Below are 18,415 nucleotides of genomic sequence, written 5' to 3' on the forward strand. Positions count from 1 at the left end.
GCATGAAAAAACCCACTAAGTAGTGGGTTTCGGTTAGTTACATTTGGTTTTGAGAGATCATCAATCATGGAGATGATGCTTGCTGTCGATCTCAGTGATCTCGTAGGTGTCGCCCGTGTTGAAGAGATCGTCGAGCGTGCCGATACCACGGTGGTCTTGCGCATCGGTGATCTGTTTGGCGAGAAGGTCTTCGTAATGATTACCTTCGACAGAACGGAAGATGCCTACAGGCTCAGGGAAATCGGGTTGCTTGAAGCGGCCGAGAGCATAGGCAAGTGATGCGTCTGTTTCGTCGTGAACAGCAATGTCGGAGAGCGTGATACCACCCTTGCCGATGGTGACGACTTCGGGTTTAGCATCGGTGAACATGATGCCTTTATCACGTTCTTTGCCAAAGAGGATAGGCTCGCCGTGTGTGAGCCGAATGACGCTGTCTTCTTTGGTTTGTTTATCGGTTGCGTAGCTGTAAGCGCCGTGATTGAAAACGTTACAGTCTTGGTAGATTTCAACGAAGGCGCTGCCTTCATGCTTGGCGGCGCGTTCGAGTACTTCGCTGAGGCTTTTATCAACGTCGATAGCGCGGGCAACAAAAGAAGCTTCTGCTGCAAGGGCGATTGAGATGGGGGTGAGTGGTGGGTCGATTGAACCCATGGGTGATGAGGGGCTGCGTTTACCGATCTCACTTGTGGGTGAGTATTGACCTTTAGTGAGGCCATAAATGCGGTTGTTGAAGAGCAAGATTTTGAGGTTCACGTTACGACGCAAGACGTGCATGAGGTGGTTGCCACCAATGGAGAGCGCATCGCCGTCACCGGTAACGACCCAAACGTCTAACTCTGGGTTAGTTATCTTGACACCTGTAGCGATGGCTGGCGCACGGCCATGAATGGAGTGGATACCATAAGTGCCCATGTAGTATGGGAAACGGCTGGAGCAGCCGATGCCTGCGACAAAGACAGTATTTTCTTTCTTGGCCTGGATTTTAGCAAGGACGCGTTTCACTTGGTTAAGGATGGCGTAATCGCCGCAACCGGGACACCAGCGAACGTCTTGATCGGAGGCGAAGTCTTTGGGTTTAAGGACAGTTAGTGGCTGGTTCATGCGTTGGCCCCTTCCTGATCGGTTTGAAAATCATAATCCCATTGATTGGGGGTGACTTGGTGTTCACGAGGCATGATGAATTCCTGATTTCCGAAGCCATCAGCGAGCATGAGGTCGATGGCTTGTTCGATTTCTTCTACAAGGAATGGTTTGCCTTGGATTTTGTTCAGGCCACGAGCGTCGACGAGGTATTTTGAGCGGACAAGCAAACGAAGCTGGCCGGTGTTGAGTTCGGGTATGAGAACACGCTTGAAACGCTTGAGAACATCGCCGAGATTTTGTGGCATCGGGTTGAGGTGACGAAGATGTGCAGAGGAAACTGAGAGTCCCTTAGCGCGAGCACGTTCAACCGCGGTGTGGATCGAACCAAATGTGCCGCCCCAACCGAGAACGAGTAGATCACCGGCGTTGTCACCGTGTGGCTCGATTGGTGGAATCACATCGGCGATACGGTTGATTTTCTCTTGACGGACCCGGGTCATCTTCTGATGGTTTTCCGGATCATAGGATACGTTGCCTGTGACGAAATCTTTTTCCAAACCACCGATGCGATGCTCAAATCCGGGCATGCCGGGCGAGGCCCAAGGACGTGCAAGTGATTCGTCTAACCGCTTATAAGGCTCGAATTGCTGATCTTCTTCCAATGGCGGAACTGTTTTAATGGTGATCGGATCAAGGTCATCCGCTTTAGGGACGGGCCAAGGTTCTGAGCCGTTGGCAATGTAGCCATCGGTGAGAATGATCACGGGGATCATATGTTCCATGGCGATGCGTGACGCCTCAATCGCGGCATCGAAACAGTCGGCAGGTGATTTAGGAGCAACGATGGCCACAGGACAGTCTCCGTTGCGTCCCCAGAGCGCTTGTAGAAGATCGGATTGTTCTGTTTTTGTGGGCAACCCCGTTGAAGGACCGCCGCGTTGAACGTTCACAATGACGAGTGGCAACTCAGTCATGACGGCGAGGCCGATGGCTTCACTTTTTAGCGCCAGACCGGGGCCGCTGGTGCCGGTCACACCCATGCCGCCAGCATACGAGACGCCGATTGCTGCACAGACGGCTGCGATTTCGTCTTCGGCTTGAAAGGTTTTTACGCCGTAATGCCTCATACCTGCAAGCGCGTGGAGCACGGTACTGGCTGGGGTGATGGGATACGAGCAATAGACTAAGTCGCGCTTAGATAATTTTGAAGCGGTGACAAGACCCATTGCGGTGGCTTCGTTGCCGACCACTTTGCGGTACCGACCGGGGGTGATGTCTGCGCGATTGATCTGATAGCGTTCGGTAAAGAACTCTGCGGTTTCACCGAAGTAGTAGCCAGCTTTTAGGGATTTGATATTTGCCTCAGTGACTTCAGGCTTTCCCTTTTTATCCGTGAAATAGCTGGTGATGTATTTAATGGTGTTATCGAGTGGACGATCGTATAGCCAATAGATAACACCGAGTGCGAACATGTTTTTGCAACGGCCGATGTCTTTAGCACCCATACCTGAATTGGCTAGCGATTCTTCATTAAGACGGGTGATCGGAACGGCAAAGACTTGGAAGCCTTCGAGGAAATCATCGTCGTCAAGTGGATTGGAGCCTTCGGGATAGCCAGCCTTCTTGAGATTAGTTTTCGTGAATTCACTTTCGTTAACAATAACGATGCCTTCACGTTTAACTTCTGAAAGGTGGGCTTTGAGCGCGGCTGGATTCATGGCGATGAGCAGATCGACTTTGTCGCCGGGGGTGTGAATATCTTCACTGGCGAAGTTGATCTGAAAGCCTGAGACGCCGGCAACAGTACCGGCCGGAGCGCGGATTTCTGCTGGATAATCGGGCAGCGTCGCGATATCGTTGCCGACCATTGCGCTGGTATCTGTGAATTGAGTACCGGCAAGCTGCATACCATCGCCTGAGTCGCCAGCAAAGCGAACGACAGCGGATTGCCGCGCAAGGATTTTGCGCTTGCCATTAACGTTATTCAATTGCTCGGCCATTTGGCCTTACTCCTCGTGAATCTTATGCGATAAGACCGTGTTTAAGCGTGACAGTGTAGCGACCGCTGTCATTTATGCCAACGTCAGTAATAGCAAATAATTCCATGAATTTACGCTTGTTTTAAAGACGATTCGGTCTTTATATAAATACAGATAGACGAGTGTGATTATAAAACTTTGCACCATTTGGTCAGCATATAAAATCACATCACATTGATTAATAATTATTGAGTAAGAGAGGATAAGCATTCGTCACTCGCAATACTTTTATACTCAAAGCAGTTTGCTAATTGAGCGTCATGGGATTGATCGCTAATCTATGTTGAGGAACGTGACAGAAGATTCATAACTTAAGGTGCAATATATGATTCGCAGCGTGAGAATGTCCTTCATCGGTGGATTGCTTATTGTGGTTATGGTGGGGGGGTGCGAGGAAGAAAAAATCAGTCCGTATTATGCGCCAAAGGATCCGCCGCATCTGAATGATCATACAGGACATAACCATCCAGTTAATGGCGAAATCGCGAATCAAACTGAGAATGAGACGGGGCCGGGTCAAGCCACTGTAAATAATGGGATCACATACACGGTTCCTAAAGCTTGGGTTGCTCAACAGAATATCAGTAGCATGATTGATGCGGCCTACAAAACGGATCAGGGTTTAATGATTACCGTTTCGAAGCTGAATGGCGATGGTGGAGGAATGCTTGCCAACCTGAACCGCTGGCGAGGACAGCTCGGGCTCCAGACATTACGATCACTCGACCAGCAGGATTCACAAACACTAGACGTTGATGGCCAAATTGCCACGGTCTTTGTGCTAGGCGATTCTGAACAGACACAAGGCATTGTGATCGCATCGATCGCGGTGCCTGAACAGGGACGCACTTGGTATATCAAGATGACAGGCCAACCTAATTTGCTGAACCAAAACAGTGAGGCATTTGCGACATTCCTGCAATCTATTCATTTCCAATAATTTTGTGCTTAAGCATTGGAACAAACCAATTCAAGGGTGGGAGCGTACAAAGATCGGATCAAACGCAATCATGGGTAAGAAAACAACGCCTGGCATGATGATTTTCAAAACACTCGCTTCATTGAAATTGACGGTGTTGCTTTTTGCAATGTCGATTTTTCTTGTTGTCGCTGGCACGCTCGCTCAGCGATTTGTTGGCAACTGGGAAGTTGTCAACGATTATTTCCGTTCGCTGATCGTCAATATCCCGATTCGGGATATTATGCCTGACAACTCCATCTTCAGCGATTCGACATTCTCGTTTCCATTCCCGGGCGGCGCATTGCTTGGGACCCTTGTGCTGATTAATTTGATGGCTGCATTTATTGCAACGTTCAAATTTAATCGCAAACGTCTCGGTATTTTGGTGATCCATAGTGGGCTTGTCTTGCTGTTAGCAGGTGAATTCGCAACAGGTATTTTGGCTGTTGAATCGCAAATGCTGATCCCTGAAGGATCGTATGCCAATTTCTCCGAAGACATACGAGAGGTTGAATTAGCAATCGTTGACAAGTCTGATCCGGTGCAAGATCTCGTGATCCCGATCCCTCAATCGGTTCTGGTCAACTCAGCTAAAAATCTCCGTCCGATCACACAAGCGAATCTCGCTGAGAATGCAATTGCCAAGTTACCATTCGATATACGTATCGATCAATATCTGAGCAATGCAATCTTGGTTCCATTGTCTGAACCAAGGCTTCCGAAAGATTGGCAAAACCCAGCAACGTATGGATTGGGCCTCACGGAATATGCAAGTTTTCCGATCCCCGACGTCACGGGCACAGATGTTGAACAGAAGGTGAATACACCGTCCATCTATTTAACGATTAGTAATGCGGATGGACGATCTGAAACATTATTGCTTTTCAGTCGTTTCGACATGCCCCACACGTTTACTGTCGGCGAAAAAGTTTACGAACTCTCGTTACGATTCAAGCGTCTCTACAAACCATACACAATACACTTGACAGATTTCCGATTCGACCGCTTTGTAGGCACGAATATACCACGGAACTACTCCTCAGATATCATCCTCAAAGATCCGACAAACAACGAAGAACGACCCGTTAAAATCTGGATGAATCATCCGCTGAGATATCGCGGCGAAACTTTCTTTCAATCCTCCTTCACACAGGATGAAAAAGGCACGGTTCTCCAGGTCGTCGACAATCCCGGCTGGACTGTTCCATATATCTCATCAGCCATTATGTCACTGGGTCTATTGCTGCATTTCGGATTGATGTTTACGAAATTTGCGAATAGGCAAACGCAAGCTGAGAAAAAGGTCAAAAAAAGTCCCTTGGATGAATCAGCCAAACTTGGGCATCTACCCAAAAAATATGTCATTGCCACTACAATCGTCGCGCTATTGGTCTGTACATACATCTATGCACCGCTCATGCAAAAACCGGCGCAACCATCTGATGTTGCCAAAGCTAATTTCGCCCGCCTACCGGTCACGGCTGAAGGCCGCGTCAAGCCAATGGATTCGTTTGCTCGTGCGACAATGATCAAGCTCATGGGCAAACAAACCTTTAAAGATGAGCAAGGCAACAAACAGGACGGCAATACGTTCCTGCTGGATTTCATTACGAATCCGCAAGTCGCGGTGAAACACAAAGTTTTCCGCATTGATAACCCGGATATTAAAGCGATGCTGGGTGTTACGGATGACAAGGTAAAATACTTTTCGATTGAGCAACTGCAGCCATTCATTGAGCAGATCGTAACCGATGCTCAAGAAGCCAATAAAATACCGGATCGTCAACGCTCGCTATATCAAAACAACGCCATCGTGCTCGCCTCGAATTTGAGCTTGCTCGCAGATGTCCAAGCGATGCGTACGCCATACCTGATTCCGCCCTCGGACCAACGAGATTGGGAACCAATCACAGACCCGATCACGCGCACTATTCATGATAAGAAAACAGATGTACAGGAATCTGTCGCATATTGGCAGAACATCTTCTCTTCATATGCTGGAACATACAACGCAGAATCAACACTCGCTGTACAATCGCAAGTCAGTTTTAGCCAATCAGTCAATGCTTACACGGAATATCTTGAAGTCAAGCATGAGCCAATGGTCGCGAAATCTAACTTTGAGTTTGCCTTCAACAAAATGCAGCCGTTCTATCACGGCATAGTTCTTTATGCCATCGTTTTCTTTCTTGCCATCTTCACGCTTGTTGTCTCATTACTGAAACATAACACGGATAGACCGCGTTCAAACTTTTTACGATTCCTCGCAAGAACGGCTGTGGTCATTCTGGTCATAACATTCCTCCTGCACACATTTGCGATTGCATCACGTATCTATATAACAGGACGCCCACCGGTAACGAATCTATATTCGTCAGCTGTTTTTGTCGGATGGTTTGCCATCATCATGGCTATGTTAATGGAACGATTCTTTAAGAATCTAATTCCAACGCTTGCCGCATCTGTTATTGGTATGCTGACACTCATCCTCGCTCATAACCTTGCTACGGGTGACACGATGCAGATGATGCAGGCTGTCCTCGATTCCAATTTTTGGCTCACCACACACGTCATCACCATCACCATCGGTTACTCTGCTGTATTCTTAGCCGGCCTATTCGCAATCATTTATATCGTTCAAGGTGTCTACACCAAGTCACTCACCAAAGAACGTGCAAGAACGCTCACGACGATGATCTATGCCACAACCGCATTTGCTTTATTTTTCTCCTTCGTTGGTACCGTGCTTGGTGGCATCTGGGCGGATCAATCATGGGGCCGCTTCTGGGGTTGGGACCCGAAAGAAAACGGCGCGGTACTCATCGTTCTAATCACAGCATTGATCCTTCATGCTCGATGGGGCGGCTTGATACAACAACGTGGCATCGCCGTCCTCGCAATTGGTGGTAACATCATCTGCGCTTTCTCATGGTTTGGAACCAATCTACTCGGTGCTGGCTTACACTCTTATGGCTTCATGGAGTCCGGATTCTTTTGGCTCTGGATATTCATCGCCTCACAAGTCGCCATGATGTCTGTTGGCATGATGCCGATTCGCTCATGGGCCTCTGCCCCCAACTTCCTCACGCCCAAACGGAAGCCGCCACGCATTAAGCAGCCTGTATGATCGATGCATATGATCCCGCCACATATTCACCGCGACTTCTTCAACCGTGATACTGTCACCGTTGCCCGCGCCTTGCTCGGCCAACTGCTTGTCCGCAATCATCCTGACACCAAAGAACCCATTGCTGGCATCATTGTCGAAACCGAAGCCTATCTAGGCGTCAGAGATAAGGCCGCTCACACCTATAATTATCACCGCACCGATCGAGTCCGCACGATGTGGGGCCTGCCCGGTCATGCTTACGTTTACTTTACCTACGGCTTGCATCACTGCGTCAACTGTACCACCATGCCTGAAAGCACCCCGCAAGCTGTCCTAATCCGCGCTTTACAGCCCACCCATAATCTGCCCTTTATTCATTCCATGCGTCCTAAAGCCAAATCCGCCACCAATCTTTGCTCAGGTCCCGCAAAACTCACCCAAGCCCTCGATATCGCCCGTGCACTCGATGGAGCAGACCTCTGCTCAGATCAATCCCCCCTTTACATCGCTCAGGTGAGAAAACGATCCCATTCAACGTCAAAAATCACCGCTTCACCCCGAATTGGTGTCAATTACGCGCAAGAATGGGCAAAAAAACCATTAAGGTTTCATTTAACCGGCAATCTGCATGTTTCCCGCCAATAATCCGCTAGAATGTCTCCTATATATACCAGCCCGCTATATACCCCCTCGGATTGGAATTTAAATGTCCCCGCGGGTAAGCTGTAGCCCATAGCAAGCTGTGTGAATACGTGTTTCTTAGCAACCGCCAGATCGGCAACAGGGTCCGCCATTTAATTAACGACCCCGTGTCAGCCTCATACAGCCGCTCGAGCAATTTACTTTACTCTTTGGATTTTCTTTATGGAATCGAATCAAGGCAATTCACAGGAACAGGCTCCCGAAATTCAGGCAACCGCGGAGCAACCCGCTCAGCCGACACCAGAGCCAGCACCTGCTCAACCCGAGCAGACTGCAGAACCCGTCGCCGCAGAAACCCCAACACCCGCCGCACCTGCACCTGCAGAACCAGCGACGGAAACCAACCTCGAGAAAGAAATCGAAGCAGCGCTCGGCGGCCAATCTCTCGACAAAATCATGGAAGCCGACGAAGCCAAAACCAAAGAGCTTGCAGAAGCCGCTTCAGCTGACTCAGATAACAAAGATCCAGGCGAGTTCCACTCTACCGTCCGTCGTGGCCGTATCGCTGCAATCCGCGGCGACGATGTCTTCATCGACCTCGCTGGCGAAGAACTGAAACTCCAGGGTGTTGTCCCTGCCGCTCAGTTTGATCGTCCTCCGCGTATCGGCACCATCATGGACTTCGTAGTTGACCACATCGACGAATCCCAAGGCCTCGTCTTCCTCTCACGCGAAGGCGCCGTCTCACAAGCGAACTGGCAACAGCTTAAAGCCGGCATGTCAATCGAAGCTCGCTGCACCGCCACCAACAAAGGCGGCCTCGAACTCGAACTCGTCGGCTCTATCAAAGGCTTCATGCCCGCATCACAAATCGACACACACCATGTCGAAGACCTTGAACAATTCGTCGGCCAAAAGCTCACAGGTGTCGTTCAGGAAATCGACCATAAAGCCAAACGCGTCGTGCTTTCACGTCGCCAACAGCTCGATATCGAACGTAAAGCAGCCAAAGAAAAAGTACTCGCTGAAATCGAAGTCGGACAAGTCCTCACAGGCAAAGTCCGCTCAATCGTCGACTTCGGTGCATTCATCGACCTCGGCGGCGTAGACGGCCTCGTCCACGTCACCGACATGTCCTATACCCATGTCAACAAACCAGCCGACTTCGTTAAAGTCGGTGAAGAGGTTGAAGTCAAAGTCCTTAAGCTCGACAAGGAAAAAGACCGCATCTCACTTGGCATGAAGCAAGTCAAGCCAGATCCTTGGTCACTCGTCGATGGTAAATACAAGGTTGGCGATCAGGTCGAAGGCAAGATCCTCCGCACTGCGAACTTCGGCGCTTTTGTCGAACTCGAAGCAGGCATCGAAGGCCTCCTCCCCATTTCTGAAATGTCATGGGGCCGTGTCCGCTCTGCGAACGATGTTGTCAAAGTCGGCGATAAAATCCACCTCGCTATCATCTCACTCGATCCAGAAAAACATAAAATGTCGCTCTCGATCAAGTCATCGCTCGGCGACCCTTGGGTTGGTGCAGAACATAAGTACGCGAAACTTTCCGTCATCAAAGGTAAGGTCCTTTCGCTTACCACATTCGGCGCATTTATCGAACTCGAATCTGGCGTCGAAGGTCTCATTCACATCTCAGAACTCTCCGACAAGCGTGTCCGCTCTGTCGACTCCGTTCTCAATGTTGGTGAAGAACATGAATTCCGCGTAATCGAAATCTCAGAGTCCGAACGCAAGATCAAACTTTCGATCAAAGCCATCGGCAAATCTGAAGAAGAAATCGCTAAATCATCTGAGCCACGTGGTGGCAAGCGTGACCCACGCCCATCACAAATGACCTCCAGCAGACGTCCCAAACGCGACGACCTCAAATCAGGTCTCGGCGATGTTGGTGGCATGGGACTTGGCGGCCTCAAGCTCGAAGATTTCCTGAAATAAAAACCGCCCCCACAATTAAACACTTCCACGGCAACTCTCACGAGTTGCCGTTTTTCTAAACGCGAATCACACGCATCATGACACATATCAACAAACCAATCTCATCGCTCACTTCACCCGACGTTCTCATCATCGGCGCTGGTGCCGCAGGCCTCTTCGCCGCGATCCACACTGCACGCATCAACCCAAACCTAAACATCCTCATCCTTGATTCAGCGAAGCAAGTCGGCACAAAAATCCTCGTCTCAGGGGGTTCACGTTGCAACGTCACTCACCACAAAGTTTCGCCAAAAGACTACGCAGGTGCATCGAAAAACCAGATCAATAAAATTCTCAAATCTTACACTATCAAACAAACCATTAATTTCTTCGAACAGATCGGCATCTCTCTCAAACAAGAACCCACCGGCAAAATGTTCCCCACAACCGACTCGGCTCGTGATGTGCTCAACGCACTACTCTCCGAATGTAGCCGCCTTGGCATAACCATCCTGACCAATCACAAAGTCTCATCTATTCAACCACTGCACTCACGTCCTCCTTCCTCACCTCAATTTGAAGTCCGTACTGAGAACACTCATCAATTCACACCTCGTACCATCATTCTCGCTACTGGTGGCCGCTCCTTGCCCAAATCCGGATCAGACGGCTCTGGTTACACCCTCGCCCAGGCACTCGGCCACACCATCACCAACACGACCCCTGCCCTCGTCCCACTCACCTTCCCAAAAGGCCATTATCTCACTTCCCTCTCTGGCCTCTCATTCGACACCACTCTCACACTCTCCGCTTCAACCGGCAAAACCATCCATCAGCACTCCGCCTCACTTTTACTCACACACTTCGGTCTCTCCGGCCCCGCCGCCATGGACATCTCTCGACACTTCATCGCCGCCACGCAAAACGACCCTCACGCCAAACTCACCGCATCACTGATCAGCGATCAATCCAATCACTCATTCGAATCACTCGAGCAACAACTCATCGCCGCAGCAAAACAATCCCCCACCTCCCACCTCATCAATCACATCACCAAAAACTACCTCGCCCACATCCCCGGCTCATCCAAGCTTTTAACCGCTATTTTCTCACACCACCTCAATATCGATCCCACAACACCGCTCGCCCAACTATCACGCGATCATCGCCGATCACTCATCCACACCCTTCTCGCACTCCCCCTCAATGTGACTGGCAATCGCGGCTGGAACTACGCCGAGGTCACCGCAGGCGGCATCCCTCTCACCGAAATCAATCTCAAATCCATGTCCTCTCGTCACACCCCCAACCTCCACCTTATTGGCGAAATCCTCAATGTAGATGGTCGTATCGGCGGGTTCAATTTCCAATTCGCTTGGTCCACCGCCTATATCGCCGCTCAAGCGATCTCCGCTTCCATCGATTAAACCGATCTCAATTTCATCCACAGCACCTTTTCAACCCCTCACGCTCCCCTCGCCGATACGCTACAATAATCCCGTAACCCCTTATTCGGCAACGAGACACAGAGAAGGAGCCGCCCACATGTACCGCCAACTCCCCAATGCACTCACCGTCTCACGACTCTTCTTCGCCGCATTCTTCTTCCTCACACTCAATCAATACCGTTACGGCACCAACACTGACATCTACCTCATCGCCGCCACCGTCCTCTTCGTCATTGGTGCAATCACCGACGCCCTCGATGGCTACTACGCCCGTAAATGGGATGTCGTCTCAAAATTTGGCCGCATCGTCGATCCATTCTGCGACAAAATCCTCGTCGTCGGCGCTTTCATTTACCTCATGGGCGCCCGCTTTGTCATCCCCGAAAGCGCAGCTGATGGCGATTTCTTCAATATGGTCACAGGCATCTACCCCTGGATGGTCGTCGTCATTCTCGCACGCGAACTACTCGTCACAGGCATCCGTGGCGAACTCGAAGGTGATGGCATCAACTTCCAAGCCAACTGGTGGGGTAAGATCAAAATGATCCTCCAGTGCATCGTCATCCCCATCATCCTCATCATTGTCTACCTCGACCCCAAGCAGCCTGGCCGCGAGTATCTTGCCATCATCCGCGATATCCTCGTCTACGCCACCGTCATCGCCACCATCATCTCCGGCATCCCCTACATCACATCCGCCGCCTCACTCATCAAAGCAAACAAACCTCAATAATTCCTCCCCTTCATTTTCATCTTGCATTCATGAAGCCCATAACGCTATCCTGCATCCTCATCGTCACAAAAACCAAGGGCAAACATTGAATCATCACATCCTATCAATTCTTTCCATCTTCCTATTCACCCTCTCACCCGCATTGCACGCGCAAGACACAGCAAACGCGCAACAACAATACAACGAACTGCTCGAATACATCACATCCGTCGACGAACCAATCACACTCGAAGATTTTGCCTCCCGCTACCCCACCTCACCCGACAACCAAGCAAACAATACCCTTGCCGCACTCAAGCTGATCAAAGAACCAGAACCAAATAAAAAACCTAAAAACGCACTCCCATTCGTTCAATACGAATCATCCATCGAGAGTATCCTCACCCCAATTCCCTCTCACCTCAAGCCTATTATCGACGAACACTTAGCCCGCAACAAACCTGCCCTTACCGCAATCCGCAACATTGATTTTACAAAGCCCTGCCAATACCCCATCAAATACACAGACGGCATCGCCGCTCTCTTGCCCCATCTCAGCCAATTGCGTCAGGCAATGCATTTGCTCCGACTCGATATCTACAACGCTTACCACACGCAAGATCACGCTCGCGTTTATGACAACATACTGACCATCCTAAACCTCGCAGAATCGCTCAAAAATGAACCTATCGCCATATCACTCATGGTTCGTATATCCATTATTTCAACCGCCTTACAACTCATCGAACCCATCACCCACAACGAAACAATCCCAGCAGACTACAAAACCAAAATCATCACATCCCTACAGCCAATCGATCTGCACAGTATCATCCCAGACGGCATCATGTTCGACCGAACAAGTCTCATAGATATATCAATAGACGATTTTAAGCTCGCCTTGGAATTGGGAAATAAGCTTCCCGAAGACTTGGATGAATCCTACTACGTCGCCAGCAAGCACTACATCATCTACTACTACACCACACTGATCGACATGCACCGTAAAGGCAACGTATCAATTGAAGATTGGCGTACCACGCTTGGCGAAATCCCCCTCACCCACATGCCCGCAAAATTCCAACTCCTCCACCTAGGCGGCGAAACACGCATGTCCAACATAACTAAATGCAATATCGATCAAGCGATCAGCGCAATCAAAGACAACAAACCATTCACTTTCAACATCTCACTCGATCTCAATCCCTCAGATGCTCAAGAAGCCACTCCTTAAACTTCTTCGCGTCAACCCCATACACATAACACACCTCTTTACATGCCGCATCCTCATCCACACCCGCAACAACTTCCCCTACTTTCCTAACCGTCAGATAGTCTTTCATCTTCATCTCCTCACCCTTCATATCACTGAGCCCACGTTCCACTCTTGCAACCACCTCTTCGGTCTCAAACATGCCCGGATCTACAACATATCCCAATGCCAACGTATCAAACGGATTAAACCCTTTCTCCTTCCCCGCCCCAAATTCTTTCTCCCACGCATCAAACCAGTGTTGCGTGGTTGCATAAATATAAATCCCTCGTCCGCCGCCTTCCGCGCGTAGCTTCTCTAAATCATCTCGTGTCAACCAAACCTGACTCGCCACCTCCCATGGCACCAACACCAACTCCACCTCACTCCGCAATAATACCTGCATCCCTTCTACATCATTCTCAAAATTCAAATCCGTAAATCTGATCTCATCCATCTCGCCTGATCGTAATTTTTGGCCCGGCCTCCGCCCTGCAACAACCACAATTTTTTGTATCTTCTCCTGCAAATCCGGCCTCTTCAGCAACACCGTCGCCACATTCGTTACCGGCCCTGTTGCCAACACCACCATCGACTCATCCGCTTCCAAACCCTCCAAACCCGCAATCATCGCCTTCACCGCTTCCGTCTCTTCTCCTAAATCACGATCACTTTCAGCCCCAACATGCACACCTTCCGACCATAAATACTCTGGCCCAAACGCTCTCACAATATTCCCACCGATCGCCTTCCCATACACCACCGGCGAATTCCCAAACACAACACTCACCCCACGGACGTCCACCCGCTCACTACTAAACCCCGCAATCATCATCAATCCATCATCAACCTCACCGATTCCGTTCGCCGGGTCAACATCCATCCAAACCTGTATCTTTTCCCCACCGCCCTCTACTTCACGATCGCTCACACCACCGCAACTCATCAGCCCATAGCTCACTAATACAACGACAACATACAATAGCCATCTCATATCATTTCACCTTTCTCATCAGTCGTCTATCGCCATAGCGCCCGCCAATCACCATTCACAATAGCCTCACGCGCTCTCACCAACATTTCTGCTCGCCATCCATCACTCTTCTCAATCGGCAACTGCGCAACCCCAGCCAGCCGACGAATCACTTCATTCCCCGCAAAGCCACTCATCACCGAATCTCCTACACTTTCATACACAGCCAAAAACCGTTCAACCACATCTATCTTTTGCTTAGACATCGCTGCATGCCCGACAAAAACACCCAGATCCACACTACGATGACCCACAAAACTGAATTCCCAATCCAGCACACCCCGTCTTCCGCGGATGCTCTCATTCCTCACTTTAATCGGCCTGTGCCAACTGCCCGGGTAATAATCACCATGCAACAGCACGCCCCCTCTTCCTTCAACATCCATGTATATCTCACCTAATTCTCGCACACCTTCACGCAACGGCTCATCCCGCCTTAAATCTTTCACAACCGCCAACAACCCTTTCTCAAACCCATCTAGTCGTTCATCATTTTCACCGCCTCTATTCAATGGCTGCACAAACAGATACTCATAGTTCAACCGCCGCATATCCTCATTCTGCAACCCTTCCCGTACTTCCTTACTCAATTCCGCTCCATGCAACCGCTTCAACACACCTGCTAACCAATCAACTTCCTCTTCATCCATCCCCTTGCCTTGATAAAACGCATCGATCCCCAAACCTTCGCCCAGATCCTCAAGCCCCAGCATCCGCATCCCATCATCATACCCCACAACCCCCGGCACCCATTCCCTCACACCCACAATATCCCTAATTACACGATAGACCTCATACTCCTGCCCAACACGCTCCCACGGCGCAGCGATCTCCGGATATTTCTCAACCCAAGGCCGCCCCTGCTTTAAAATCATCCGCCGACCACTTTCCCCCCTGCCCTCGTTTCCCTTCACATACACCCGCATTACCAAATTCATATTCCCCTCACCCGCCTGCTCAATCTTCTCAACCTTCGCTCGCCCTCCAATCCATCCTCGCCTACGCAGCAGATCCTCTATCAATGCAATATCACCACCACCCTCCAAATCCAGCCACACAAAACCCTTCTCTCGATCTAATTCCTGCCGTCTGACCATTATTGATTCACTGAGCATTATTTGTTCCCCAATCACCGCGCACATACCGACCGGCTACCTATATTTCAGCAACTTTCACACCCAACTTCATCATCACTCCCCCCGTCATGATTAACCCTCTGTTATTCTGCCAACCCTCAGGTTATCATGCTCATGTACCCTTTCCGGAGAATGTCATGCGCTTTATCATCTTCATTTTTCTGCTGATGTCCCCGCACATTTCAACCACTGCACAGCAACTCGAATACGATCTCCCCACGCGGGCAGCATTGCAAGAACTCAAAGAAACCGCCACGCCCAGCTTCCCCACAGATCTCAACGACTATTACCCATCCGTACCCGATAATCAAAACGCCGCAACCCACTACCTTGCAGCCTATGATCTTCTTCAACCATTTTCACGCACAAAGTATTCAACTTCTATCCCCCTATTCGACCCCAATGACGCGACCATTTTCCACGCATGCGATCGCCTACCAACCCACACCGCCGCTGCGTCTGAAAAATTTCTCCTCGATAATCAAAGCGCAATCAACCAACTCATCACCGCTTCAAAACAACACGACTCGCGCTACCCATTAACATTCACCACTGATGATGCCCCCGACCTCTCTCATCACATTAAGATCCGCACACTCGCAAAATTGATCGAACTCCGCGCCATCATCGCAGCTCACCACCTCCGCAACAATGAGTTTTTCGAGAACATCCTTCTCTACCTCCATCTCACGCAATCTCTCTCCAACGAGCCCACCATCACCGCCCATAACCTGCAGCTCAACCTCTACGAAAATCTCTTCAATCAGATCGAGCGTGCCACCGTCTATCAGCGTCTCACCGCAGAACAGCTCCAAACTCTACAGAATAAACTGGAAGACATCAGCCTTCTCTACACCTACCGTCGCGCTCTGATAGGCGAACGAGCCCTCATGCTTGTCATCACCAAGCACGACCCCTACCAGTACATCGGTTCCCTTGAACAGCGATCTGCCATCAAAACCAACCTCGGCACCTACCTTGATATCATGCAGCAGCTCATTGACGCCCCAGAATACCCCGCCGTCAATGCTTCCGATTCTGTTAACCTCGTCATTAATCTCCCAGACAAACTCGCACTAATACGTGAAATTTTTATCGACTTCACCAACTCCCTTCAACAAACCCGAGATCTCTACACGCGGCAGCAACTCACCATCACCGCCCTTGCGATTGAGCAATACCGCCTCATCCAGCATGGCCAGTTCCCCCCAACCCTCAATTCACTCATCCCCACACACCTTCTTCAAATCCCACGTGACCCCTATCTCCCAGCCCGCCCACTGAAATACCGCTATGACGAGTCCGGCGCCGTCGTCTACTCCATCGGCTTTGACCTCATCGACAATCACGGCCGCGAACGTACGCCACTCGGTGATCGCCTGCTCGGCCATCCCCCTCTCACCATCACCAACACCTCACCGGACAATCCTGATCTCACCGATATCACCATCTCCTTCCTCGACTACCAAAAGACCCATTTCCCAGTTCAACCTCCGTCTCATCCCAACACACCTGCCCTCCAAGAACCAACCGACGAATCTTCTGTTCTTGACGAGCTCATGATGGATTTCTAATCCCACTCGAAATTCTCAATGCACTAACATCTAACTCATCCTTAGACAGCTATCCACCGTGCTGTTCACCCATACACCCATTTGCTATAATCAAATCAGCCATATCAGTCTTTCTTTTGGCCTTTTCTCGCCGACTGAAATTCTTTCACAGTACGCGATTTCAAAACCACACACGGATGTACGTGCTATGTCAGGACGACACTTCATCATCATATGCCTGCTCTCGATCGCACCGATCCTATGCGCACAAACCTCCTCCTCACCTGACACTCAAACTCCTAATACCGCACTCCCCCCCGTTAACGCCACCATCACCAACGCCGCCGATCATTACAACGCAGCCTTCAATCTGCTCACCCTCTCAGCCGATCAGCAATCCCTCCTCCACACACTAATCACAACCTATACCCTCGGCCAAACCCTCTCTGAGTCCGACCTCTCCGCAGCTCAAAACCTCTTAAAATCCAGTCAAAACGCAATCATCACCCTCCGATCGATCAACCCAGATCTACCCACACGTTGGCCCCGTGATCTCACCAACGCATCCACTTACAATCAGCCCCTCCCCCATCTCCCCAATATCAAGCATACCGCCTCGCTCATCCATCTCGACGCCCTCATTGCCGCACACCTCAAGGACAACCGCCGACTCACCGCAGACTTACTCCACCTCATCACACTCTCTCAATCTCTTGCCGCCGACGAACACATCCCAGCCGTCAAAACCCGTATCGAAATCCTCCTCATTTTTGCGCAACTCGAACACCTCCTCCCCCTCAACATCCTCACCCCCAATCAGCTCCGCGACATCCAACGCAAACTCTATAACACCCAGCTTATCCCGCAGGCCAAAGCCGCCATACTCTACCAACGATCCCAAGCCCTCATCTACACACGCGACTACATCACCGATCTCATCGACCCGCAAGCCAACCTCACACCCGATGAACTCTCCTCAAACAAACAAACCCTCACCCGCCTAACAACTGAATTCCTCCTCCGCCTCGACAACTACGATTTCAACTACTCCGATCTACTCAAGCAAACCCAGCAGCTGCCCGATTCTGAAATACTCAGCAAAAACCTACTCCCTCAATACATCCGCCTCGTTTCACAAGACCTCGCCACCGCTCAAGCCCGCCTCAACACATTCATCGTTGCCCTCGCCCTCCAACGCTATCAGCTCACCAACGGCTCCTACCCCACTTCACTCGAACCACTCACACCTGACCTCCTCCCAAACATTCCCATCGACCCCTTCAATCGCTCACCACTCCGATACAAGCACACCCAAAATGCTGTCGTCATTTATGCTCTTGGCCCCGACCATCTCGATAACCAAGCTCGCGCCTACACCTCAAACGCCACCCCAACATTTGGCTACCTCCCCGCTTCACCTCCCCCCTCCTATATCTACACCGACATCACATTCAATCTCGGCCCATACCAGCAAATAAACTTCCCTCAATCTCTCGCGCCCTCCCCCTCCAAATAACCTTCCCC

13 protein-coding genes are annotated in these 18,415 nt (G+C 50.3%); 9 read left to right on the forward strand and 4 right to left on the reverse strand.

Features of this window, described 5'->3' with window-relative positions:
• Positions 1-60 precede the first annotated feature (60 nt).
• On the reverse strand, positions 61-1,101 hold the full coding sequence (locus KS4_RS10215) for a 2-oxoacid:ferredoxin oxidoreductase subunit beta (protein WP_145077644.1): 1,041 nt from the start codon (positions 1,099-1,101) through the stop codon (positions 61-63).
• The gene (locus tag KS4_RS10220; protein WP_145077646.1) at positions 1,098-3,083 is read right to left on the reverse strand and encodes a 2-oxoacid:acceptor oxidoreductase subunit alpha; all 1,986 of its coding nucleotides are present in this window, start codon (positions 3,081-3,083) and stop codon (positions 1,098-1,100) included. Before KS4_RS10220 ends, KS4_RS10215 begins: the two co-directional genes overlap by 4 nt.
• Before the next feature lie 364 nt (positions 3,084-3,447).
• On the opposite strand from KS4_RS10220, the gene KS4_RS10225 reads away from it, so the two are divergent.
• From KS4_RS10225 to KS4_RS10255, 7 genes are all read left to right on the forward strand, one after another.
• Positions 3,448-4,062, forward strand: a complete 615-nt coding sequence (locus tag KS4_RS10225) for a hypothetical protein (protein ID WP_145077648.1) — start codon at positions 3,448-3,450, stop codon at positions 4,060-4,062.
• Positions 4,063-4,132: 70 nt separating this feature from the next.
• Entirely contained in the window at positions 4,133-7,210 is a 3,078-nt protein-coding gene (ccsA, locus tag KS4_RS10230; protein WP_145077650.1) for a cytochrome c biogenesis protein, read from the forward strand.
• A gap of 9 nt (positions 7,211-7,219) precedes the next feature.
• Complete coding sequence (locus KS4_RS10235) at positions 7,220-7,837, forward strand: DNA-3-methyladenine glycosylase (protein ID WP_145077652.1); 618 nt, start codon at positions 7,220-7,222, stop codon at positions 7,835-7,837.
• Positions 7,838-8,056: 219 nt separating this feature from the next.
• Positions 8,057-9,778, forward strand: a complete 1,722-nt coding sequence (locus KS4_RS10240) for a S1 RNA-binding domain-containing protein (RefSeq protein WP_145077654.1) — start codon at positions 8,057-8,059, stop codon at positions 9,776-9,778.
• Between the two features lie 77 nt (positions 9,779-9,855).
• Positions 9,856-11,184, forward strand: coding sequence for a BaiN/RdsA family NAD(P)/FAD-dependent oxidoreductase (locus KS4_RS10245; protein ID WP_145077656.1), 1,329 nt, complete (start codon positions 9,856-9,858; stop codon positions 11,182-11,184).
• A gap of 118 nt (positions 11,185-11,302) precedes the next feature.
• A complete protein-coding gene (locus KS4_RS10250) occupies positions 11,303-11,938 on the forward strand; it encodes a CDP-alcohol phosphatidyltransferase family protein (protein ID WP_200761150.1) in 636 nt (211 codons plus the stop codon).
• 85 nt (positions 11,939-12,023) lie between these two features.
• Positions 12,024-13,151, forward strand: coding sequence for a hypothetical protein (locus KS4_RS10255; RefSeq protein WP_145077660.1), 1,128 nt, complete (start codon positions 12,024-12,026; stop codon positions 13,149-13,151).
• Here the strand turns inward: KS4_RS10255 and KS4_RS10260 are convergent.
• Positions 13,117-14,163, reverse strand: a complete 1,047-nt coding sequence (locus KS4_RS10260) for a nucleoside hydrolase (protein ID WP_145077662.1) — start codon at positions 14,161-14,163, stop codon at positions 13,117-13,119. The genes KS4_RS10255 and KS4_RS10260 overlap by 35 nt on opposite strands.
• A gap of 26 nt (positions 14,164-14,189) precedes the next feature.
• Positions 14,190-15,317, reverse strand: a complete 1,128-nt coding sequence (locus KS4_RS10265; protein ID WP_200761151.1) for a phosphotransferase — start codon at positions 15,315-15,317, stop codon at positions 14,190-14,192.
• Positions 15,318-15,475: 158 nt separating this feature from the next.
• On the opposite strand from KS4_RS10265, the gene KS4_RS10270 reads away from it, so the two are divergent.
• On the forward strand, positions 15,476-16,912 hold the full coding sequence (locus KS4_RS10270) for a hypothetical protein (protein ID WP_145077666.1): 1,437 nt from the start codon (positions 15,476-15,478) through the stop codon (positions 16,910-16,912).
• A gap of 187 nt (positions 16,913-17,099) precedes the next feature.
• Positions 17,100-18,407: a hypothetical protein gene (locus tag KS4_RS10275; RefSeq protein ID WP_145077668.1), complete on the forward strand. Its 1,308-nt coding sequence runs from the start codon at positions 17,100-17,102 to the stop codon at positions 18,405-18,407.
• Positions 18,408-18,415 lie beyond the last annotated feature (8 nt).

This window comes from Poriferisphaera corsica, from assembly GCF_007747445.1.
Lineage (GTDB): Bacteria > Planctomycetota > Phycisphaerae > Phycisphaerales > Phycisphaeraceae > Poriferisphaera > Poriferisphaera corsica.

Bases quoted from the DNA above. Each gene is read 5' to 3' on its own strand.
- KS4_RS10215 (WP_145077644.1), bottom strand. From the start codon at position 1,101: ATGAACCAGCCACTAACTGTCCTTAAACCCAAAGACTTCGCCTCCGAT.
- KS4_RS10220 (WP_145077646.1), bottom strand. From the start codon at position 3,083: ATGGCCGAGCAATTGAATAACGTTAATGGCAAGCGCAAAATCCTTGCG.
- KS4_RS10225 (WP_145077648.1), top strand. From the start codon at position 3,448: ATGATTCGCAGCGTGAGAATGTCCTTCATCGGTGGATTGCTTATTGTG.
- ccsA (WP_145077650.1), top strand. From the start codon at position 4,133: ATGGGTAAGAAAACAACGCCTGGCATGATGATTTTCAAAACACTCGCT.
- KS4_RS10235 (WP_145077652.1), top strand. From the start codon at position 7,220: ATGATCCCGCCACATATTCACCGCGACTTCTTCAACCGTGATACTGTC.
- KS4_RS10240 (WP_145077654.1), top strand. From the start codon at position 8,057: ATGGAATCGAATCAAGGCAATTCACAGGAACAGGCTCCCGAAATTCAG.
- KS4_RS10245 (WP_145077656.1), top strand. From the start codon at position 9,856: ATGACACATATCAACAAACCAATCTCATCGCTCACTTCACCCGACGTT.
- KS4_RS10250 (WP_200761150.1), top strand. From the start codon at position 11,303: ATGTACCGCCAACTCCCCAATGCACTCACCGTCTCACGACTCTTCTTC.
- KS4_RS10260 (WP_145077662.1), bottom strand. From the start codon at position 14,163: ATGAGATGGCTATTGTATGTTGTCGTTGTATTAGTGAGCTATGGGCTG.
- KS4_RS10265 (WP_200761151.1), bottom strand. From the start codon at position 15,317: ATGCTCAGTGAATCAATAATGGTCAGACGGCAGGAATTAGATCGAGAG.
- KS4_RS10270 (WP_145077666.1), top strand. From the start codon at position 15,476: ATGCGCTTTATCATCTTCATTTTTCTGCTGATGTCCCCGCACATTTCA.
- KS4_RS10275 (WP_145077668.1), top strand. From the start codon at position 17,100: ATGTCAGGACGACACTTCATCATCATATGCCTGCTCTCGATCGCACCG.